At 72.9% G+C, this 20,449-nt stretch carries 18 protein-coding genes, 1 tRNA gene, 1 pseudogene and 1 riboswitch; of the genes and pseudogenes, 12 read left to right on the top strand and 8 right to left on the bottom strand.

From position 1 onward, the window contains the following. The first annotated feature begins 27 nt into the window (after window positions 1–27). From ACZ7JA_RS05050 to ACZ7JA_RS05040, 3 genes and pseudogenes are all read left to right on the top strand, one after another. Window positions 28–1,059: an SEC-C domain-containing protein gene (locus tag ACZ7JA_RS05050; RefSeq protein ID WP_389299032.1), complete on the top strand. Its 1,032-nt coding sequence runs from the start codon at window positions 28–30 to the stop codon at window positions 1,057–1,059. A gap of 44 nt (window positions 1,060–1,103) precedes the next feature. After that, on the top strand, window positions 1,104–1,547 hold the full coding sequence (locus tag ACZ7JA_RS05045; protein WP_470807234.1) for a DUF3592 domain-containing protein: 444 nt from the start codon (window positions 1,104–1,106) through the stop codon (window positions 1,545–1,547). Between the two features lie 438 nt (window positions 1,548–1,985). Beyond that, window positions 1,986–2,858 (top strand): annotated as a pseudogene (locus ACZ7JA_RS05040) (DUF3427 domain-containing protein); the annotation flags it as partial. Window positions 2,859–2,890: 32 nt separating this feature from the next. On the opposite strand, the gene ACZ7JA_RS05035 reads toward ACZ7JA_RS05040, so the two are convergent. Then, window positions 2,891–4,288 (bottom strand): serine/threonine-protein kinase, encoded by a 1,398-nt coding sequence (locus tag ACZ7JA_RS05035; RefSeq protein ID WP_470807233.1) that lies wholly within the window; start codon window positions 4,286–4,288, stop codon window positions 2,891–2,893. A 362-nt stretch (window positions 4,289–4,650) separates the two neighbouring features. On the opposite strand from ACZ7JA_RS05035, the gene ACZ7JA_RS05030 reads away from it, so the two are divergent. Then, entirely contained in the window at window positions 4,651–5,193 is a 543-nt protein-coding gene (locus tag ACZ7JA_RS05030; protein WP_470807231.1) for an MOSC domain-containing protein, read from the top strand. A gap of 204 nt (window positions 5,194–5,397) precedes the next feature. Here the strand turns inward: ACZ7JA_RS05030 and ACZ7JA_RS05025 are convergent, their stop codons facing one another. Both ACZ7JA_RS05025 and ACZ7JA_RS05020 read right to left on the bottom strand, forming a co-directional pair. Next, window positions 5,398–5,904 carry a DUF2267 domain-containing protein gene (locus tag ACZ7JA_RS05025; protein ID WP_450744162.1) on the bottom strand — a complete coding sequence of 169 codons (507 nt, stop codon included), beginning with the start codon at window positions 5,902–5,904 and terminating at the stop codon, window positions 5,398–5,400. 227 nt (window positions 5,905–6,131) lie between these two features. Beyond that, window positions 6,132–6,569, bottom strand: coding sequence for an Hsp20/alpha crystallin family protein (locus ACZ7JA_RS05020; protein ID WP_351665212.1), 438 nt, complete (start codon window positions 6,567–6,569; stop codon window positions 6,132–6,134). A gap of 186 nt (window positions 6,570–6,755) precedes the next feature. Between ACZ7JA_RS05020 and ACZ7JA_RS05015 the strand changes: the two genes are divergently transcribed. Next, window positions 6,756–7,058 (top strand): hypothetical protein, encoded by a 303-nt coding sequence (locus ACZ7JA_RS05015; RefSeq protein WP_351665214.1) that lies wholly within the window; start codon window positions 6,756–6,758, stop codon window positions 7,056–7,058. A gap of 165 nt (window positions 7,059–7,223) precedes the next feature. Here ACZ7JA_RS05015 and ACZ7JA_RS05010 read toward each other — a convergent pair whose 3' ends face one another. Beyond that, window positions 7,224–8,240, bottom strand: coding sequence for a GlxA family transcriptional regulator (locus ACZ7JA_RS05010; protein WP_470807230.1), 1,017 nt, complete (start codon window positions 8,238–8,240; stop codon window positions 7,224–7,226). 152 nt (window positions 8,241–8,392) lie between these two features. On the opposite strand from ACZ7JA_RS05010, the gene ACZ7JA_RS05005 reads away from it, so the two are divergent. After that, window positions 8,393–8,842 (top strand): hypothetical protein, encoded by a 450-nt coding sequence (locus tag ACZ7JA_RS05005; RefSeq protein ID WP_389299015.1) that lies wholly within the window; start codon window positions 8,393–8,395, stop codon window positions 8,840–8,842. A gap of 82 nt (window positions 8,843–8,924) precedes the next feature. On the opposite strand, the gene ACZ7JA_RS05000 is transcribed toward ACZ7JA_RS05005, so the two are convergent. Then, a complete protein-coding gene (locus tag ACZ7JA_RS05000; protein ID WP_470807228.1) occupies window positions 8,925–10,259 on the bottom strand; it encodes an SGNH/GDSL hydrolase family protein in 1,335 nt (444 codons plus the stop codon). A gap of 208 nt (window positions 10,260–10,467) precedes the next feature. Here ACZ7JA_RS05000 and ACZ7JA_RS04995 point away from each other — a divergent pair, with 208 nt between their 5' ends. The 3 genes from ACZ7JA_RS04995 (at window position 10,468) to rdgB (ending at window position 14,163) form a co-directional block, all read left to right on the top strand. Beyond that, on the top strand, window positions 10,468–11,796 hold the full coding sequence (locus ACZ7JA_RS04995) for a DUF445 domain-containing protein (RefSeq protein WP_389299009.1): 1,329 nt from the start codon (window positions 10,468–10,470) through the stop codon (window positions 11,794–11,796). A gap of 118 nt (window positions 11,797–11,914) precedes the next feature. After that, window positions 11,915–13,453 carry an MFS transporter gene (locus tag ACZ7JA_RS04990; RefSeq protein WP_470807227.1) on the top strand — a complete coding sequence of 513 codons (1,539 nt, stop codon included), beginning with the start codon at window positions 11,915–11,917 and terminating at the stop codon, window positions 13,451–13,453. A gap of 107 nt (window positions 13,454–13,560) precedes the next feature. Further along, window positions 13,561–14,163, top strand: a complete 603-nt coding sequence (gene rdgB, locus ACZ7JA_RS04985; protein ID WP_351665226.1) for an RdgB/HAM1 family non-canonical purine NTP pyrophosphatase — start codon at window positions 13,561–13,563, stop codon at window positions 14,161–14,163. Window positions 14,164–14,206: 43 nt separating this feature from the next. On the opposite strand, the gene ACZ7JA_RS04980 is transcribed toward rdgB, so the two are convergent. Both ACZ7JA_RS04980 and bcp read right to left on the bottom strand, forming a co-directional pair. Continuing rightward, a tRNA-Leu gene (locus ACZ7JA_RS04980) sits at window positions 14,207–14,290 on the bottom strand. 87 nt (window positions 14,291–14,377) lie between these two features. Continuing rightward, window positions 14,378–14,845, bottom strand: coding sequence for a thioredoxin-dependent thiol peroxidase (gene bcp, locus ACZ7JA_RS04975; protein ID WP_351665228.1), 468 nt, complete (start codon window positions 14,843–14,845; stop codon window positions 14,378–14,380). A 92-nt stretch (window positions 14,846–14,937) separates the two neighbouring features. Here bcp and ACZ7JA_RS04970 point away from each other — a divergent pair, with 92 nt between their 5' ends. The 3 genes from ACZ7JA_RS04970 to ACZ7JA_RS04960 all read left to right on the top strand — a co-directional run bounded on the left by ACZ7JA_RS04970 (window position 14,938) and on the right by ACZ7JA_RS04960 (window position 16,172). After that, window positions 14,938–15,267 carry a DUF3618 domain-containing protein gene (locus tag ACZ7JA_RS04970; RefSeq protein WP_351665230.1) on the top strand — a complete coding sequence of 110 codons (330 nt, stop codon included), beginning with the start codon at window positions 14,938–14,940 and terminating at the stop codon, window positions 15,265–15,267. Window positions 15,268–15,322: 55 nt separating this feature from the next. Next, window positions 15,323–15,682, top strand: coding sequence for a GroES family chaperonin (locus ACZ7JA_RS04965; RefSeq protein WP_351665232.1), 360 nt, complete (start codon window positions 15,323–15,325; stop codon window positions 15,680–15,682). 69 nt (window positions 15,683–15,751) lie between these two features. After that, window positions 15,752–15,818: riboswitch (guanidine-III (ykkC-III) riboswitch) on the top strand. Window positions 15,819–15,851: 33 nt separating this feature from the next. Further along, a complete protein-coding gene (locus ACZ7JA_RS04960) occupies window positions 15,852–16,172 on the top strand; it encodes a DMT family transporter (protein ID WP_351665234.1) in 321 nt (106 codons plus the stop codon). 13 nt (window positions 16,173–16,185) lie between these two features. Here ACZ7JA_RS04960 and ACZ7JA_RS04955 read toward each other — a convergent pair whose 3' ends face one another. Then, entirely contained in the window at window positions 16,186–20,253 is a 4,068-nt protein-coding gene (locus ACZ7JA_RS04955; protein WP_470807224.1) for a transglycosylase domain-containing protein, read from the bottom strand. Window positions 20,254–20,449 lie beyond the last annotated feature (196 nt).

Genomic DNA, 20,449 nt, shown 5'->3' with positions numbered 1-20,449 from the left:
TCACCGGTCGGCAGTACGGTGTCACCCATGCGCCCCGACACGCCTGCCGAGAACGTCGACCACACCGCCGAAGCGGCACGCCTGGAGCGGACCGCCGGCCTGTACCCCGAGGACGCCGAAGCCCTGCTCCTGCGCGCCGCGGCCCATCTGGAACTGTCCGGCGACCGCCCCGCCGCGACGACGCTCTACGACCGCCTGCTGTCCTCCGCCGACGGCCTGGATGACCCCCACCTCGTCCGCGCCCTGAAGGCCTCGAACCTGTGGGAGTACGACCACGAGGCGGAGGCCAGGGCGATCATCGACGGCATCCGCGCGTCCGCGCCCCGCGACCCGGCCCCCTGGGTGATCGTCGCCGAGTCCCTGGAGTCGCACGACGAGCTGGAGGCGGCGGAGCAGACCTTCACGCAGGCGGCCACCCTCCTCCTGCCGGACGGCACGGAGCCCTCGTACGGCACGCACCCCCTCCTCTACGGCCGCCACCGCGTCCGCCGCATGCTGGGCCTGCCCCACGACCACTGGGACACCCTCGCGGACAGCCTCCATACCTCCCCGGTCTCCCTGGACGAACTCCACGACCCGAAGCGGGTCTGGTCCCTGGGCTCGGACAACCCGGCGGAGCTGGCCGCGGAGATCTCCCGCCTCAACGCCGAACTGGGCGCCTACCGGGAGGCCCTCTCCCGCCCGTTCCCGGTGGCGGTCCTGCACTGGCCGGCGGCCGAACTGGCGGAACTGCTCGCGGCCTACGCCGACCTGGCCACCGAGTACCCCTCCCACGACGCCCACCTGGCGACCATAGAGGCCTCCCTCCGCGAACTGGCCTCCTCGGGCACCCCCAACCTGGGCATCGTCACCGGCACGGTCCCGTCCTACGAGGCCTTCGCCGCCTCGGAGAGCTCGAGCCCGTCCGATCCGACCCTCCTCCCCCAGTACGCCACCACCCTCGCGGCCCGCGGCCGAGCCGTCGCCTGGCCCCCGCAGCGGACGGCGCACTGCTGGTGCGGCTCGGGGCGGGCGTACGGCGAGTGCCACGGAACCCCGGACGCCGCGGTAGCCGTCTAGAGAGCTGGTCCCAGCGGAACGAGGCGGAGGGGGCGGACCCGGCCGTGCCCCAACCCTGGCTCGCCCTCTCCCTCCTCTGCGCCGCCCTCTGCACGTCCATCGGCGCCCACGGCGCCCACGCCGCCCTGCGCGCCCGCCGGTCCCTGGGCCGACTCGGCGTGCGGGGCGTCCAGACCCGGGGCGAGGTGGCCAACTCCCCGCGCCGCGTCGGCACGTCCTACCACCCACCCCAGATCCGCTACGAGGCCCCACCTCCGGGCCACACCTCAGCCCCCGCCACCCAGACCTACCGCCAGGTCCCCCTGAACCCCGACGCCCCCAACGCCCTGTACCGCGGCACCCCGGTGACCCTTCGCTACGACCCGGCGGACCCAAGACGCGCGGTGGTGGTCCGCACGGCGAAGTCGTACTCACCCACCGCGAACTTGGTGTGGTGCGCGCTTTTCACGGCCTTCGGGGTCGGGTTGGCGGTTTTCTCCCTCCTGTAGCTGCGGACGCCTGTCAGTGCCTCCTGTTAAAACAGATGCACATTGAAAGTGGTCGAGGGGGGCTAGGTGGCGGAGCCGGGGGAACAGGTGCAGCCGGTCGCCGGCGTGTACGAGCGGCTGATCACCGAGGACGTGAGCAAGGCGCTGGGACAGCTCGAGGCCGAGGGGTGGAAGGCCGTCGACGCGGAGGTCAGCGCGGAGTCGGCGCCCCATGTGCTGGCCCGTCACATCGGTGAGGTGGTCGCCCGCAGGCTCCATCAGCTGCCGCCCGCCCAGCAGGTTCGGTTCGCCAACCAGATCCTCACGTCGCTGAGTACCGCTTCTCCCGAGCTCGGCGAAGCCTCGCCGGTCAGCACGGTCGCAGAAGGCCCGCGGCAGTTGCTCGCCCTGGCGAAGCAGGAGGCACCCGGGGCCTTCGCGATCCGGCCCCTCACCCCGCTCTCGGAGCTCTACAAGAGTGACAACTCCTGGACTTCCGTGCTGCGGCGAGCCGGTCTGACCGAGGAGGCCCCGGCTCCGGGCGAGGCGGCGCTACTCAAGCGGGTCCACGCGTTCCTCCATGTCGACGACCCGGAGCGGGCCGCGGCCTATCTCCGGCTACTCGAGGAAGGCGCTCCTACCTACGAGGATCTGACTCCGGGCGACCAGTCGTACGCCCGCATGCTGTTCTTCAACCTGTGGGACAACGCGGGCGGGTTCACCGGCTTCCAGGAGGGCCTTGAGTCACTGCGCGTTCAGCGGGCGCTCCGCGACGAGCTGCGGCAGGTGCTGTCACATGTCATGGAACAGGCGGACCACTTCCCGATCCCGCTGACCGGCCGGCTCAGCCATGTCCCACTCAGAGTCCACAGCGCGTACAACCGTTCCGAGATCCTCGCCGCCCTCGGAGTGGCCCGCTTCGGCGGGCAGATGCCGCGATCCTTCGCGCAGGGCGTGCAGTGGGTCGATGAGCTGAAGACGGATGCCCTGCTCATCACGCTGGAGAAGAACGAGAAGGACTTCTCACCCACCGTCCGCTACAAGGACTATGCCCTGAGTCCGACGCTCTTCCACTGGGAGTCCCAGAACTCGACGGCGGAGAACTCCCCTACCGGCCTGCGGTACCGGCAGCACAAACAGCGTGGGAGCCACGTCCTGCTGTTCATGCGCCGCTACAGGAACACCGACATAGGTAAGTCTCAGCCGTGGATGCTCCTCGGCCCGGCCACCTACGAGAGCCACACCGGCAGCAAGCCGATGGCGATCACCTGGCGTCTGGATCACCAGCTCCCAGCGGACGTGTGGACCTACTCAGCGATCACCGCGAGCTGAGCGCGTGAGGCGGAGGACCTGACGGTCCGGCCTCACTCTTCGCCCTCTTCGCCTTCCGGCGTAGTGGACGGCGACGGCTCGTTGCTCTGGCCCGGGGGGCTCGGGGTGGCCTGGGGCGGGTGGGCCGTGTTGCCGGGGTGGCGGGTGGAGGGGTCCTGGGGGCGGGCGCCGTTGTTGCCGTGGGTGGTGTGGGGCGTGGGGGCCGCCGGTGAGGACGGGGGCAGGGTCCTGGAGATGGGCTCGGCGTGGGGGGTGGCCGGGGTGGCGGCCTGAGCGCGGGGGCCGGATGTGCCGGACGTGGGCTGGGTGCGCGTCGGTCCGGAGCCGGGCTGGGTGCGGGGGGCGGCCGGTGGGGCGGTGCTGGGCCCGTTGCCGGGAGTCGCCTTCTCGGACGCCGGGCGATCGGGGGTCGTGGCGGTGGAGCTCGCCTCGGCCCGGTCGTCGCTGGTTCCGCTGGTGTCCGGGGAGACGGCGAAGGCCGTGCCCAGGGCCACGGAGATGGCGGCCAGGGCGGTGCCCACCGCCAGGCGGCGGCCGTGCCGGCGGCCGTCCGCGGGCCGCGCGGGGCCCGGTCCGGCCGCGGCGTCCGCGGTGGTCGGGCGGAGCGCTGCCGGCGTTTTCAGACCCTCCGTACGGGCGGGGCGGGTTGCCGTCGGTCGCCGCGTCATCGCGAGGCCCGCGGCAGGGCTGGCCGCGGTACCGGGCGCGTTCAGGGCGGCCAGGGTGCGCGCGCACTGTTCGGCGTCGGGGCGGGCCTCGGGGTCCTTGGCGGTCATGGCGCGGAGCAGGGTCGCCAGGTCCGGGGAGATCCAGGGAGGGAGCTCCGGTGCGCGCAGGAGGCGGGCGACCGCGGCCTCCAGCGCGGTGCCCGGGTATTCCAGTTCCCCTTTGAGGCATTCCAGCAGGACCAGGCCGAGCGCGTAGACGTCGGCGGGCGGTCCGACGTAGCCGCCCTCGACCTGCTCCGGCGCCAGATACGCGGCCGTGCCCGTCAGCACGTCGGGGGCCGTCTGGCGGGTGGCGTCCGTCAGGCGCGCTATGCCGAAGTCGGCCAGGTGGGGGTCGCCGGCCGGGTCGAGCAGGACGTTCGACGGTTTGACGTCGCGGTGCACTATGTCGGCGCGGTGGACGTGGGCGAGCGCCCGGGCGAGGGCGGCGCCGAGGGCCGTCACGCGTCGCTCGGGCAGCGGGCCGCTCTCCAGGAGGCTGTGCAGCGTGGGGCCTTCGACCAGTTGCATGACCAGGTACGTGTGGTTGTCCTCGCGGCCGGAGTCGTAGACCGTGACCAGTCCGGGGTGCTGCAGGCCGGCGAGCAGCACGGCCTCCGCCGTGAGTCGGTCCTCGGTCTGCGGGCCCGGGCCGGGCCGGAACACCTTGACGGCGACGGGCCGTCCGAGGCGCGTGTCCACGCCCTCGTAGACGTCGGCCATGCCTCCCGATCCGATTCTCGCGCCCAGCCGGTAGCGTCCGGCGAGGACGTGCGCGGAGCGCGTTTCCGCTGCGACCGGCGCGGGGGCCGTCGGGACTGCCGTTCGGCTGGCCTTCATCTAAGTCTCCGTTGCTGTCACCTCGTGCCGGGCTCGGCCATGGGCCGTACTCCGAGCCGGGTACCCGAGCCCGTGTCAGGTATCCGGACCAAGTCGCCGGTTCGAGGGGCGTCGGTGCCGTGGCGCGGGGTCCGGTCGGGGAAACGGGGCGTGAAGTACGCCCAGCGGGCGGGCGGTCGGGCGGCCGGGACCGCCGCTACGCTCTCGGTGGATTCTGCGACGAAGAGCCGACACGGGGGTCTGCGATGAGCGCGACTGTCACTGCCGTCAGCAGCAACGGCGAGTACTCCTTCACCAAGCCCAACCGGGAGCGGATCACCCTGCTCGCCGGGCTCGGGGTCGAGGGGGACGTGCATGCGGGGGTGACCGTGAAGCACCGGTCACGTGTAGCCCAGGATCCGACCCGGCCGAACCTCCGGCAGGTGCACCTCATCCATGAGGAACTGTTCGAGGAGGTCGCGGCGAGCGGGTTCCGGGTGGCCGCCGGGGAACTGGGCGAGAACATCACCACCCGGGGGATCGATCTGCTGGGGCTGCCGACGGGGGCGCTGCTCCGGATCGGGGACGAGGCCGTCGTGGAGGTGACCGGGCTGCGCAATCCGTGCCTCCAGATCGACGGCTTCCAACGGGGGCTGCTGAAGCAGGTGGTGGGACACGATGCGGACGGGCGCGTCCGCTACCGGGCCGGGGTGATGGGTGTGGTGAGGGTGGGCGGCGTCGTGCGCGCCGGGGACGCGATCTCCGTGGAGCTGCCCGACGGGCCGCACCGGGAGCTCGAGCGGGTCTGACCGCACGGGGTTCATGTGGTCCGTCCGGTCCATGCGCTCCACGCCGTCCGCTCCGTGCGCTCCACGCGGTCCGTACGGTCGGTTCGGTTCCGGGCGCCGCCGTCGGCCGTCGGCCATCAGCCGTCGGCGGTCGCCGAGGGACGACGGCGGTTCGTGCGGCGCCCGGGAGAGCGGGGTGGAGGACCGGGGCGGCGGCGGCGGGGACTATGCCGTCGCCGCCAGGTCGGCGCGGCCGAACAGCAGGGCGTAGCCCGCCGGGAGTTGGGTCAGGACCCGGGTCGTCAGGGGCTCGCCGACGGTGTCCGCGAGGACGCCGAGGACCGAGGTGACGTCCCAGCGGGCCGTGGCCGGGGTGGCGTCCTCGTCGAGGTGGCTCGCCACGGACTCGACGAACTCGCGCGCGGACAGCGGGGTGTTCGCGGGGATCTGGGAGGCGACCAGGGTGCCCGCCTGCCTGGGCAGGGCCTGGGCGAGGGCGACGCGCTCCTCGCCGGTCACGTGGCCGCCCAGGGCGGTCAGGACGGTGCGGGTGACGTGTTCGGCCTCGGCCGCGGTCGAGTACCGACCGGCCTCGCGCACCGCGTCGACGAGTTCCTCCCAGCGCGCGGTGTCGGCTCCGGCCTCGGGGGCGATCGGGCGCAGCGCCGGGGTCACGGCGGGGGCGATGGGGGCGGGGATGGTCGTTCTCGGCTGCGGGGTCGTCACGGTCATCGGGGTGGATCCTCCTACGGGACACTTCGGGACACCGGGAAGCCCGGTACCCCGTAATGCGGCGTGCATGAGGCGCAATTCAGCCAAAGCGCGGTATGTGGTGGCATGCGGTCCGTGCGACCAGTGCGGCTCGGGGGCCGGCGCCCGGCACGACGGGCGGGTCGACGGCGGCGCTCCGCGGCCCCCGGTCGGGGCCACGGAGCGCGGGGTGATGCGACCGGGGGCGGTCAGCCGGTGATCTGCCTGCGGCCGCTGTCTCCGCCGCTGATCTGGATGCGGCGCGGCTTGGCCTGTTCGGCCACCGGGATGCGCAGGGTCAGGACGCCCGCCTCGTACGAGGCGTCGATGCGCTCGGTGTCGAGGGTCTCGCCGAGGAAGAGCTGACGGGTGAAGGTGCCCGTGGGGCGCTCGGCGACGATCATCTCGGCGCCCTCCGGCGCGGGGCCGCGGCGCTCGGCGCGGACGTTGAGGACGTTGCGTTCGACGTCCAGCTCGATCGTCTCCGGGTCGATGCCGGGGAGGTCGAAGTGGACCAGGAAGTCGTCACCGGAGCGGTAGGCGTCCATCGGCATGGCCGACGGGCGGCCGGCGGCGGCGTTCGCGGGACCGAAGACCTGCTGCGCGAGTCGGTCGAATTCGCGGAACGGGTCCGTACGCATGAGCATCACGGCTCACTCCTCTCACCAGGTGCTGGGTGCGATGCCCTACGCCTTCTTATATAGCTCGGAGCCGGAAAGTTGACAAGCCACGACTCAGCTTGTTGGAGCCGTATGGGCGCGCGCTAGCCTCGGAGCAGGTGGTGAAGCCACCCGAAGCACACCAAGACGTGACGACGTAGATGGAGGCAGCTCATGGCCAGGGTTCCCAGCGCGGTGGTCGCCGCGACCGGACTCGTCGGCGGGTACGGCGTCGCGCGCTGGACCGGGAAGCGGCAGCTCGGCGGGGTCGTGCTGGCCGCCGCGGGGACCGCCGCCGCGCAGCAGTGGCGCAGGCGGGCGGGCGGTAGGGCCGCCGGGGCGCTGACCGCCGGGTACGTGGCCGCGTTCGCCGGATCGCATCCGCTGGCCAAGAAGGTCGGCGCCTGGCCGTCCGTCCTCGGCGTCGCGGGCGCGGTCGCCCTGGCCTCCTGGGCCGTCGCCGACCGACGCGGCTGAGCGGCGCGGCCGAGTCGCGCGTACGACCGACGCGGCTGTGCGACGCGCCGGAGTCGCGGCCGACCGACGCGGCTGAGCGGCGCGGCGGAGTCGCGCGGCCGGCCGACGCGGCTGAGCGGCGCGCCTGAGCCCCAGAGCGCTGGACGGCGTCGACGCCCCACGGTGTCAGGCCGTCGGGCCGTCCACCGCCACCCGCGCACCCGGCGCCACCCGCTCCCCCTCCGCCCGGAACGAACGCCGGTACGCCTGCGGGCTGGTCCCCACCACCCGGCGGAAGCGTTCACGGAAGGCCGTCGGGGAGCCGAAGCCCACCTGCACGGCGATCCGTTCCACCGGATGCGGCGTCGTCTCCAGCAGGTACTGGGCCCGCCGCACCCGCGCCCGGTGCAGCCACTGCAGCGGCGTCGTGCCGGTCTGCTCGCGGAAGCGGCGGTTCAGCGTGCGGCTGCTCATGCGGGCCCGGGCGGCGATCTCGTCCAGGGCGAGATCGCGGTCGCAGTTGTCCTCCAGCCAGGCCAGCAGCGGCTCCAGGGTCGCGCCGGCCGGCGCCGGGGGCAGGTCGTGCACGATGAACTGGGCCTGCCCGCCCTCCCGCTCCAGCGGCATCACCGACATCCGGGCCGCGTGCGCGGCGACCGCCGAGCCGTGGTCCCGGCGGACCATGTGCAGGCACATGTCCAGAGCCGCGGCCGCGCCCGCCGAGGTCAGGAACTGGCCGTTGTCGACGTAGAGGACGTTCGGGTCGACCGTGACCGCCGGGTACCGCTCCGCCAGTTCCCGCGCCGCCCGCCAGTGCGTCGTCGCGCGCAGCCCGTCCAGCAGTCCGGTGGCCGCGAGGACGAACGCGCCCACGCAGATCGACGCCACGCGCGTGCCGTTCGCCGCCGCCGCGCGCACCGCCTCCGCGACGCCCGGCGGAAGCGGCAGCGCTGGATCGGCGACGCCCGGCAGGACGATCGTGTCCGCGTCCGCCATCGCCTCAAGTCCGTACGGCGCCCGCACCGCGAAGACGCCCCCGGCCGCGCTCACCTCCCCCGGCCCCGGTCCGGCTCCCGGGGAGCAGACCCGTACGCGGTAGGCGGGGCGGCCGTCGGGCAGCCGGGCCCAGCCGAAGGTATCGATCGGGACGGAGAGGTCGAACGGGATCACCTGGTCCAGCGCCAGGACGGCCACGGTGTGCATGGCGGGAAAGTAGCCGTACGACGGGTTGCCGCCAAGCTGCGGGGGCGGCAACCGCTCCCCTGCCACCCCCGTGGAAGGCGGCGGCGAGAATCCGTCGGGTACTGGCAATCCGGCCACTGCCGGGTGATCGTTGCGCCGCCTAGCCTCCTGCCGTGACCAAGTTCCTCCTCGCCGTCCACGTCATCGCCGCCATCGTCGCCATCGGGCCCGTCACGGTCGCCGCGAGCATGTTCCCGCCCGCCGCCCGCCGCGCCCTGAGCGCACCGGACGACGACCGGGCCGCGGAGACGCAGGCGCTGCTGCACCGGATCTGCCGGGTGTACGCCGTCGTCGGCGTCGTCGTCCCCGTCTTCGGGTTCGCCACGGCAAGCGGCATGCACGTGCTCGGCAGCGCCTGGCTGATCGCGTCCATCGGCCTCACGGCGCTGGCCGCCGTCGTGCTGGGAGCGCTGGTGCTGCCCGCCCAGGCCGCGCTGGTGGAGGGGGCCGGCAGCCACCGCAGCACCGCTCGGCTGGCCATGTTCACCGGCGTGTTCAACCTGCTGTGGGCGGCCGTGACCGTGCTGATGATCGTGCGGCCCGGCTCCACGACGGGCGCGTGAGGCCGCACCCGCCGTACCGGCACCGCCCCCGTCGCCGTCGACGGCCGTCCGCCGGTACGGCCCACCGAGCCGGACCGGCGCCTTACAGCTCCGCCTGACCCGCGCCCTTCAGCGCGCCCAGGTCGAAGACGTCGCCCATCCTGGCGAAGCCCAGGTCGCTGGGGTGCAGATGATCGCCGGAGTCGTACGCGGGCCGCAGTCGCCGCGCGTCGTACGGGTCCCGCAGGGCCTGGTCGAAGTCGACGACCGAGTCGTAGACCCGGCCGGACCGGATCTCCGCGTTGACCTGCTGCCGCACCGCCTCACGGGCCGGCGTCCAGCCGCGGTGGCCGCGGAACGGCATGAGGGTCGCGCCCACCACCCGGAGCCCGCGGGCGTGCGCCTGGCGGACCAGGGTGCGCAGGCCTTCGGTGATCCTGCCCGGGTCGGCGAGATCCGGGTTGCGGATGATGTCGTTGATGCCGAGGTCGATGACGACGACCTTCACATTGGTCCGGGACAGCGCGTCCCGGCCGAAGCGGCCGAGGCCGCTCTGGTTCTCCGCCGGCCGGCCCAGCCCGTCCGCGAGGACCTGGTTGCCGCTGATGCCCTCGTTGACGACGCCGTAGCGCGGCAGGGCGTCACCGGCCGCCACCGCCGTGTGCAGCCGGCCCGCGAGGACGTCGGTCCAGCGGCGGTTGGCGCCGACCGTGGACGTTATGCCGTCGGTGATCGAGTCGCCGAAGACGACCGCCGTGCCCGTCGCCTCGTTGCTCAGCACGTCAAGGGCCGTCAGATAGCGCCAGTACGGCGTCTGTTCGGTGTACGCGGCGCCCGTCGCGTCCTCCGTGCGGTCGCCCTGGGCGACGTACGACATCTGCTGCGCGTGCGGGTGGTAGGTGACCGGGCCCGACGGGGTCGGCGAGTACGTGGTGACCAGCACGTCAGAGTCGTGCGGGACGACGACGCGCACGGCGTCGCTGAGCACCTGGCCGCCGGCCGGGATCACGACGCTCGCGGCGCCGTTGAACGTCAGCCGCCGCATCGTCGCCGCGTCGGCCTCGGCCGTGTCGTGGCCCACCGCCACCGCCAGGGAGGCGTGCGAGACGGTCAGCGGGGACTGCCCGTAGAGGTTGGACAGCGTGATGCGGGCACTCGTACCCGCGGTGCTCGCGTGCACGACGTTGCGCACCGAACGGCCGGCGAGACCGGTGGTCTCGGTGCCCGGCTCGCCGCCCACGGGCGCCGTGGACCAGGCGCCGACCCAGGTGCCGGTCGACGCGGGAGCGACGGAGGAACCATGACGCGGGCGGCTGCCGGCGAAAGTGCCACTGGGGGTGCCGTCGTCCGCGGCCACCGCGACGTAGACGGCTGCACACACGGCCACGATCAGCGCGACCAGCGCGCTGAGCACGGCATAACCATGACGCTTGGTCATGCTTGCGTTGTTCTCCTCGGGAGATGGGAGCCCGAGGCTCCGATCTTGATGAACCCATGATGCGTCATGGGCTCGGGAGACCTGACAGGACCCTGCCCGAAACCCCCCTACAGACAGACGCCGGGAACTCCTGTTTCGTTCCGGGAGTCGGTCAGGAAGGGACAATTGTGCGCGGGATCACCGCACGCGCCGAGCACGGGTGGAGCTGATGGAACAGACCGAGACACGAACAGCGGACCGGACCACGACGCAGCAGACCGCGTCGCACCGGACCATGAACGCCTTCACCCCCGCCGACGAGGAACGGCGGCGGGGCGTACGGCGCATGAAACTCACCGCGACCGGACTGCTGCTGTTCGTCGCCCTCGTCTACGTGCTCTCCCGGCTCGCCGCACACCAGGGCGCGGGCCCCTGGGCGGGCTACGTGGCCGCCGCCGCCGAGGCCGGCATGGTCGGCGCGCTCGCCGACTGGTTCGCCGTCACCGCCCTCTTCCGGCACCCCCTCGGGCTGCCCATCCCGCACACCGCGATCATCCCCACCAAGAAGGACCAGCTCGGCATCTCCCTCGGCGAGTTCGTCGGCGAGAACTTCCTCTCCCAGGACGTCGTACGGCAGCGGCTGCGCGCCGTCGGCATCGGCAGCCGGCTCGGCGCCTGGCTCGCCCTGCCCGAACACGCCGACCGGGTCACCGCCGAACTCGCCACCGCGCTCCGCGGCGCCCTCACCGTCATGCGCGACCGGGACGTCCAGGCCGTCGTCACCGAGGCCGTCACCCGGCGCGCCGACATCCAGGAGATCGCCCCCGGCCTCGGCAAGATGCTCGAACGGATCGTCGCCGACGGCGGCCACAAACGCGTCGTCGACCTCGTCGTCGCCCGCGCCCACGACTGGCTCGAACTGCACCGCGCCGACGTCATGAGCGCCGTCGAGGGCGGAGCACCCGGCTGGACCCCGCGCTTCGTCGACAAGAAGGTCGGCGACCGCGTCTACAAGGAACTGCTGCGCTTCGTCACCGAGATGCGCGACATGCCCTCCCACCCGGCCCGCGGCGCCCTCGACCGCTTCCTCACCGACTTCGCCTCCGATCTGCAGTCCGACACCGACACCCGCGGCCGGGTGGAACGGCTCAAGGGCGACATCCTCGGCCGCGCCGAGGTGCAGGACCTGATCGCCTCCGCCTGGACCGCCGTGCGCTCCATGGTCGTCGCGGCGGCCGAGGACGAGCGCAGCGAGCTGCGGACGCGGGTACGGGCCGCCCTGCTGTCGCTCGGCAACCGGATGGCGAGCGAGCCCAAGGTGCAGCAGAAGGTCGACCACTGGGTCGAGGGCGCGGCCGTGCACGTCGTCACCACCTACCGCAAGGAGATCACCTCCCTGATCACCGACACCGTCGCCGGCTGGGACGCCGAGCACACCACCCGCAAGATCGAGGCGCACATCGGCCGCGACCTGCAGTTCATCCGCATCAACGGCACCGTCGTCGGCTCGCTGGCCGGCCTGCTCATCTACGTCGTCACCCGCGCCGTGGGCGCCTGAGCCGGGCCCGGCCGGCGCCAGCCGCCGTTCCCGCGCCGGGCCCGCCGCCGAGCGCCCCGGGCCTACTCCGGCGACGCCAGGGCACCCGTACCCCGTCCTTCGGCGTTGAGGGGAGCCCATGAGCACAGCCGCAGCACCGGCACCGCAGAGCGGCCGGACCATCACCACGAACATCCCCGCCCGGCTCGACCGCCTGCCCTGGTCCCGGTGGCACTGGTCGATCGTCATCGGCCTGGGCACCGTATGGATCCTCGACGGCCTCGAGGTCACCGTCGTCGGCAACATCGCCAGCCGCCTGTCCGAACCCGGCAGCGGCCTGAGCATCAGCTCCGGGCAGATCACCGGCGTCGCCGCCGCGCTCTACGTCGCCGGCGCCTGCGTCGGGGCGCTGTTCTGGGGCCGGCTGACCGACCGCTTCGGCCGCAAGAAGCTGTTCATGATCACCCTCGCGGTGTACCTCGCGGCCACCGCGCTCACCGCGGTCTCCACCGAGGCCTGGTGGTTCTTCGTGTTCCGGTTCCTCACCGGCTTCGGCATCGGCGGTGAGTACGCCGCCATCAACAGCGCCATCGACGAACTCATCCCCGCGAAGTACCGGGGCCGCGTCGACCTCATCATCAACGGCAGCTTCTGGCTCGGCGCCGTCGGCGGCTCCCTGCTCTCCATCCTCGCCCTCAACACCGACCTCCTCCCCGCCGACATCGGCTGGCGCCTCACCTTCGCGCTCGGCGCCGTCCTGGCCCTCGTCATCCTGCTGGTCCGCCGGCACGTCCCCGAGAGCCCGCGGTGGCTGCTCATCCACGGCCGCGACCGCGAGGCGGAGGAGATCGTCACCGGCATCGAACGCCAGGTGCAGGACGAGAAGCGCGAACCGCTCGCCCGGCCCGAGGGCGAACTCGAGATCCACCAGCGCAAGAACGTCACCTTCATGGAGATCGCGCGCACCGTCTTCGGCCAGTACCGCAAGCGCGCCGTCCTCGGCTTCTCCCTCTTCATCGGCCAGGCGTTCCTCTACAACGCCATCACCTTCGGCTTCGGCGCCATCCTCACCAAGTTCTTCGACGTGCCGGCCGACCACACGGGCTACTACTTCGCCGTCATCGCCATCGGCAACTTCTTCGGCCCGCTGCTGCTCGGCCACCTCTTCGACACCGTCGGCCGCCGGGTGATGATCTCCTCGACCTACCTGCTGTCCGGCGTGCTGCTGTTCGGCACCGCCTGGCTCTTCGACCGCGGCTCGCTCAGCGCCGGCACCCTCACCGCCTGCTGGTGCGCGGTGCTCTTCTTCGCCTCCGCCGGCGCCTCCAGCGCCTACCTGACCGTCTCCGAGATCTTCCCGATGGAGACCCGGGCCATGTCCATCGCCTTCTTCTACGCCCTCGGCACCGCCGCCGGCGGCATCAGCGGCCCGCTGCTCTTCGCCGACCTCACCAGCACCGGCAAGGTCGGCGACACCGTCCTGGCCTTCCAGATCGGCGCCGGGCTGATGTGCGCGGCCGGTCTCGTCGCCGCGTTCCTCGCCGTGAACGCCGAACGCCGGTCCCTGGAGGACATCGCCCGCCCGCTGACCGCGGCCGCGGGCAAGGCCAAGGCGGCGGCCCGTCCCGCCCGCGGCCCGCAGGGGCCCTCGGCGCCGCCGGCGGCCAGCAGGCCCTGACGAGCGTTCCGTTCGCGGGCCGGCGTCCGCGACGGAGGAGCCCCCGGAGTCCGGCGCCCTTGCGGCCGGTCGCCGGGGGCTTCGGCCGTCAAGGGATACTGGCCCCCATGACCCGCCTGATCCTCGCCACCCGCAACGCCGGAAAGATCACCGAACTGAGGGCCATCCTCGCCGAAGCAGGCCTCCCCCACGAGCTGATCGGCGCCGACGCCTACCCCGAGATCCCCGACGTCCGGGAGACCGGCGTCACCTTCGCCGAGAACGCCCTGCTCAAGGCCCACGCGCTCGCCCAGGCCACCGGCATCCCCGCCGTCGCCGACGACTCCGGCCTCTGCGTCGACGTCCTGAACGGCGCCCCCGGCATCTTCTCCGCCCGCTGGGCGGGCGCCCACGGCGACGACAAGGCCAACCTGGACCTCCTGCTGGCCCAGATCTCCGACATCGCGGAGGAACACCGGGGCGCGCACTTCGCCTGCGCGGCGGCGCTGGCCCTGCCGGACGGCACCGAGCGGGTGGTCGAGGGACAGCTGAGGGGCACCCTGCGGCACGCCCCGGCCGGCACGAACGGCTTCGGCTACGACCCGATCCTCCAGCCGGACGGCGAGAGCCGCACCTGCGCCGAGCTGAGCGCCGACGAGAAGAACGCGATCAGCCACCGGGGCAAGGCGTTCCGGGCACTGGTGCCGGTGGTGCGGGAGCTGCTGGGCTGACATACGAAACGCCCCTCACCTTCAATCCGAAGGCGAGGGGCGGTGCGGCCGGTGGGATTCGAACCCACACGGGCGTGAACCCACTGGGACCTAAACCCAGCATGACTGCCAGTTCCATCACGGCCGCCTGAGGCGCGGCCTACTTTACTGTGCCGCTCCGTTCACCGTCCGCCCCCGCAGGAGAAGCGGCACGACCGCGGCGGCACGAGCGGGGTCAGATCCCCAGATCCTTGATGATCTTGGCGACGTGGCCCGTGGCGCGGACGTTGTAGAGGGCTCGGTCGACCTTGCCCTGCTCGTCGACGATGATCGTGGAGCGGATGACGCCCATGTACGTCTTGCCGTAGTTCTTCTTCTCGCCGTAGGCGCCGTAGGCCTCGGTGGTCTTCTTGTCGGGGTCGGCGAGCAGCGTGATCTTCAGGGACTCCTTCTCGCGGAACTTGGCCAGCTTCTCCGGCTGGTCCGGGGAGATGCCGATGACGTCGTAGCCGGCGTCGGCCAGGAGGGAGAGGTTGTCCGTGAAGTCGCAGGCCTGCTTGGTGCAGCCGGGGGTCAGCGCCGCGGGGTAGAAGTAGACGATGACCTTGCGGCCCTTGTGGTCCGACAGGGACACCTGGTTGCCGTCGGCGTCGGGGAGGGTGAAGGCGGGGGCCACGTCGCCGGGCTGGAGTCGCTCGCTCATCGGTCCAGCGTAACGGGGGGCGTTGCGGTGCGGCCGTACTGGGAACTGACAGACTGTCCAGGACAGCATCAGGAGACTTCGGAGGCCGTACGGTGGCGGACACGTCGGACACCAGAACCCCGGCAGAGATCGAGGCGGACATCAGGCGCCGCCGCGAAGTGCTGGCCGAGACGCTCGACGAGATCGGGGTGCGGGTGCACCCGAAGACGATCGTCGGGGATGCCAAGGCCAAGGTGGTCGCCAATCTCGATCACACGGTTGGACGGGCGTATGTCCAGGTCAACCGGGTGGTGAGCGACGTCAGGGCACAGTTCGTGGACGAGGAGGGCGCCCCGCGTCTGGAGCGGGTGGTGCCGGTGGCGCTGGTCGCGGTCGGGCTGGTGGGGCTGCTCGCGCTGAGTGTGCGGCGGCGCGGCCGCTGAGCGGCTCGGCGACCCGGGCTCGTACGGGCGTGCAGAAGGCAGGTAGGTTCGGAGCGTGAGCGCCAACAGAAACGTGCAGAGCACCCCCCATCACGACAAGCTGCCCATTCGGATGCTGCATGACCGGGTGCTGGTCAAGCAGGAGACGGGTGAGGGCGAGCGGCGTTCGGGCGGCGGCATCCTGATCCCCGCCACGGCGGCGGTCGGGCGCCGGCTGGCCTGGGCCGAGGTGGTCGCGGTGGGTCAGAACGTGCGGACCGTGGAGACGGGCGACCGGGTGTTGTTCGACCCGGAGGACCGGGCCGAGGTCGAGGTGCGGGGCGTGGCGTACGTGCTGATGCGGGAGCGGGATCTGCACGCGGTGGCCGCCGACCGGTTCGAGGGCGCGGAGGACTCCACGGGCCTGTACCTCTGAGGCGGCCGGGAGTCCCGGAGAGCGACGGCGGAGGGGCCGGTGACCGTGGTCACCGGCCCCTCCGCCGTCGCTTTGCTATGTTCGAGGGAGCCCGACGAGACGCGCCGTACCGGGATGCTGGCAAAGACGACGCACCAGGAATGGGTTCGTCTGCCGGAGGTGTGTCGTCGTGGCGTGGGTTCTGCTGATTGTCGCCGGTCTGCTCGAGGTGGCCTGGTCGGTGGGGATGAAGTACACCGACGGGTTCACCCGGCTCGTGCCGAGTGTGTTCACGGGTGCCGGGATCGTGGCGAGCATGATGCTGCTGTCGTACGCCGCCAGGTCGCTGCCGATCGGTACGGCGTACGGCGTGTGGGTGGGGATCGGGGCGGCCGGGGCGGCGGTGCTCGGCATGGTGGTGCTGGGTGAGCCGGTCACCGCCGCCCGTGTCTTCTTCGTCTGCCTGCTGCTGGTCGCCGTGGTGGGGCTCAAGGCGACCGGCGGTCACTGACGGGCGCTTCTTCCTACGGCTGGCCTGCGGTGGCTCCGCTGTCGGTGCCTCCGCCCGTGTCGACGCCTCCGGTGCCGCCGCCCGGTGTGCCGCCGCCGGTGTCCGTGCCGCCGCCCGTGGTCAGGCCGCCGTTCGTGTCCCCGCCGGTGGTGGTGCCGCCGCCGTCGGTGGTTCCGCCGGTGGTGGTGCCGCCTCCGTCGGTCGTGGCGCCGCCGTCGGTGGCGCCCCCGTCGGTGGTGGGGGTGCTGCCGGTGCCGCCGTCGGTGCTGGGGGTGCTGCCGGTGGTGCCGCCGTCGGTGGTGCTCCCGTCCGTGGTGACGCCGTCGTCCGGGCCGCCGGTGCTCGGGTCGGCGGAGGGGTCGATGGGGGCCTGGGTCTTGTCGGCGCCCGGCTGGAGCTGGAGGTCGAAGTCGCTGACCGGCTTCCCCTTCAGCGCGTCGCGGGTGTACTGGGCCCAGATGGCGGTGGGCGGGCCGCCGCCGTTCATCCGGGGCTGGCCGAGGGCGTAGTACAGGGACTTGTGCGCCGCGGTGACCGGGTCCTGTCCCATGACGGAGACGACGGTGGCGAGTTCGGGGGTGTAGCCCGCGAACCAGGCGGCGGTGTCCTCCTCGGCGGTGCCGGTCTTGCCGGCCGCGGGGCGGCCGGCGGCCTGGGCGGCGACGGCGGTGCCGTTGTCGACGACGCTCTGCAGGATCGAGGTGGTGGTGTCGGCGGCCTCGCGGGTGACGGCCCGCCTGGTCTGCCGCTGGGGCAGGTCGACCTGCTGGGTGCCGTCCTTGGTGACCTTCTCGACCATGGTGTACGTGGCGCGCTGGCCGTGGTTGGCGAGCGTGGCGTAGGCCTCCGCCATGTCGAGGACGCTGGCGGTGGCGGTGCCGAGGGCGATGGACGGGTAGGGCTGGAGGTCCTTGGTGTGCTCGGGGATGCCGAGGTCGACGGCGGTCTGCTTGACCCTGTCGGGGCCGACGTCGACGGCCATCTGCGCGTAGACGGCGTTGACGGAGAGGTCGGTGGCCTTGCGGACGGGGATGTCGCCGTAGGACTTCTCGTCCTCGTTGGCGGGGTTGTAGGCGCCGCCGGGCCAGCCCTGCACGGGGCGCCTGGTGGTGCCGTCGTAGATGGTGTTCGGGGTGATGGGCCGGCCGTCCTGCGTGGTGGAGCTGTTCTGTACGGCCGAGGTGAACACGAAGGGCTTGAAGGTGGAGCCGACCTGGAAGTCGCCCCGGGTCGCGCCGTTGGTGAACTGCTTCACGTAGTCGATGCCGCCGTACATGGCGACGATCTTGCCGGTCTTGGGGTCGACGGAGGCGCCGCCGGCGCGGACGTAGTTGTCGGCCTTGCGGTTCTTCTTGTCGAGCTTGGAGATCAGCTGGTCGTCGACGGCCTTGACGAAGGCGTTCTGCCGGTTCTTCTGGATGGTGGTGGTGATGCGGTAGCCGCCGGCCGCGAGCTGGTCGGCGGTGACGATGTCGTTGCTGATCAGGTACTGCCGCACGGCGTCGACGAGGTAGCCGCGCTGGCCGGACAGGCCGTTGGGCACGGTCTGGTCCTTGGGCGTGGGGAACTTCAGGCCCGCGCGCTCGCCCTTGCCGAGCCAGCCTTCCTTGACCATGCCGTCCAGGACGTAGTTCCAGCGGGCGACGGCGGCGGGCTTGTTCTCGGGGTGCGCGACGACGTCGTACTCGCTGGGGGCGTTGACGAGGGCGGCGAGGTAGGCGGCGCGGGCCGGGTCGAGGTCCGTCGCGTCCTTGCCGTAGTAGGCCTGGGCGGCGGCCTGGATGCCGTAGGCGCTGCGGCCGAAGTAGCTGGTGTTGAGGTAGCCCTCGAGGATCTCGTCCTTGGACTTCTCGCGGTCCAGCTTGATCGAGATGAAGAACTCCTTGGCCTTGCGGGTGACGGTCTGCTCCTGGCCCAGGTAGTAGTTCTTCACGTACTGCTGGGTGATCGTCGAACCGGACTGCTTGCCCTTGCCCAGGGCCGTGTTCCAGCCGGCGCGGAGCATGGCCTTGGGGTCGACCGCGGACTCGGAGTAGAAGTCCCGGTCCTCGGCGGCGAGCACGGCGTGCTGGGCGGCCTTGGAGACCTGGGCGAGGCTGACGTTCTCGCGGTTGACCTTGCTGTCGCGGGTGTCGCGGGCGAGCTGGGAGCCGTCGGAGTAGAGGTAGACGTTGCTCTGCTTGGTGGCCAGGGCGTTGGCGGACGGGATCTGTACGAGCGAGTAGCCGAGGAAGAGCAGGCCGATGATCAGCATGACGCCGATCACGAAGGTGCTGAGCAGCATGCGCCAGGTGGGGACGAGGCGGCGCCAGCCGGTCCGCTTGGGGCGCTTGGGCTTCTTGCCCTTGCCGCCTCCGCCGCCGGTGCCGCCGCTGTCCGCGTTGGCGGTGTCGGCGGTCGTGTTCCCGGCGCCGGCCGCGGCGGTCCCCGCCTTGGCGGCGCCGGCACCGCCCGTCGCGGCCCGGGCGCCCTTGGCCGCGCCGCTTCCGGCGGCGGCCTGAGCCGCTGCTGCGGCGCCGCCGGCCATGGCTGCCCGGGGTCCGTTCTTCGTGCCGCCGCTCTTCGCGCCGGTGGTGGCGTTGCCCGGCCGGGCCGGCTCGGACGTGGTGGGGGCCTTGACGTTGCGGAGGACCTGGGTCGTCTCGGCCGCCTGGGCGTCCCCGGCTTCCTGCGGGCCGCCGGCCGCCTTTCCGCCGTCGCCCTTGCGGGCCGCTTCGGCTCCCTGGGCGGCGGTGGAGGCACGGGACGTGTTGACGCGCCGCAGCACCTGGGTGCTCTCGGCCGCGTCGGCGTCCTGGGCGCCGGGCTCCCGCGGGCCCTTGGCGGACGCGGGTGGCTGCGCTGCCTGGCCGGGCACTGCGGGGCGCCGGCCGGTCGCGGACCGCTCGGCCGCCGGGTTCCCGGTGCCGCCGGACCGCGCGGAGCCCTGCGGCTCGCCCGCCTGACCGGGCACCCCGGGCCGCCGAGGCGCGCCGGAACGCCCGGCCGCCTGCTGATCGGAGCCCGCGGACTTCCCCGAGCCCTGCGACTGCTGCGGCACACCGGAGCCCTGGGCCCCGGCCGACCGCTCGCCGGCCCGCCCCTCGAAGGTCCCGGACTTCCCCGAGCCCTGCGACTGCTGCGGCACACCGGGGCGCTGAGTGCCCTCGGCGCGACCGGCCCCCGGCTCCTTGGAGCCCTCGCCCTTCCCGGGCGCCTGCGGAGGCACCCCGGGACGCCGGGGCCCGGCCGGCCGCTCGGACGTCGGCACCCCGGAGTCGGAAGACATCGCCGTGGGCGTCTGCGGCGACTGCCCCGGCCGGCCGGACTGCCCCGGCGTCTTCGGCTGCCCCGGCGTCTTCGGCTGCCCCGGCGTCTTCGGCTGTCCCGGCTGCTGGGACGCACCGGAGCCCTGGGCCCCGGCCGACCGCTCGCCGGCCGGCCCCTCGGACGCCCCGGACTTCCCGGAGTCCTGCGACTTCCCCGACTGCTGCGGCACACCGGGGCGCTGAGACCCCTCGGCCCGGCCGGCCCCCGGCTCCCGGGAGCCCTCGGGCTTCGCGGGTGCCTGCGGAGGCAGGCCGGGGCGGTCGCTCCGGCTGTCCTCGGGCTGCGCGGGCGTCGGTGACTGTCCCGCCTGCTGGACGGGCAGGCCGTTCTGCGGCCGCCGAGGCGCTCCGGCCCCGGTGCTTGCGTCGCCCGCGCGGCCGGCCCGGCCCATCTGGGCGGCCAGGGCCGCACGGCGGGCCCGGGCGGCCTGGTCCACACCGGTACCCGGCGACGACTGGTCGCCGGAGGCGCCGTCGGCCGGAGCCGCGGACTTCTCCTCCCGGCCACCCCGGGCCGGTCCGGCCCCCGAGCCCTCCCGGCCCTGCCCCTGCGCCTGCCCCTGTTCACGGCCCTGCGCCCGGCCCTCGGCCCGGTCCGGGCCGGGCCGGTCCTTGCCGCCCTCCCGGTCGCGGTCGTGGCCGCCGTCTCCGGGTCGGGTGTCTCCGGTGGCACCGCCGGCGGCCTCACCGGATCGTGCGGGCCCTGCAGTCGGCAGCGGTTGTTCCGGTGCCCCGCCCTTGTTCGGCTGCTGCGGCTGCGGCTCGTCGCTCATGTCGTGCACGGACTCCTGTTTCGCGTCGTACGTTTCCCGTACGCCTCGTACGCCTTCTGCGCCCCCGGATTGAAGACTCTCGCACCTGGCGATCCGTTCCCGGATTCCGGCACGCTTCCGGAACGAAAATGCGTCGCCGGTCGCCGGGCCTCCGGACTAGGCTCCTGCGCTTCGGTGTCGAGCGGTCCGGGAGGTT

It is taken from the genome of Streptomyces sp. NPDC038135 (genome assembly GCF_055601245.1).
This window is presented reverse-complemented; position numbering and strand designations above follow the sequence as displayed.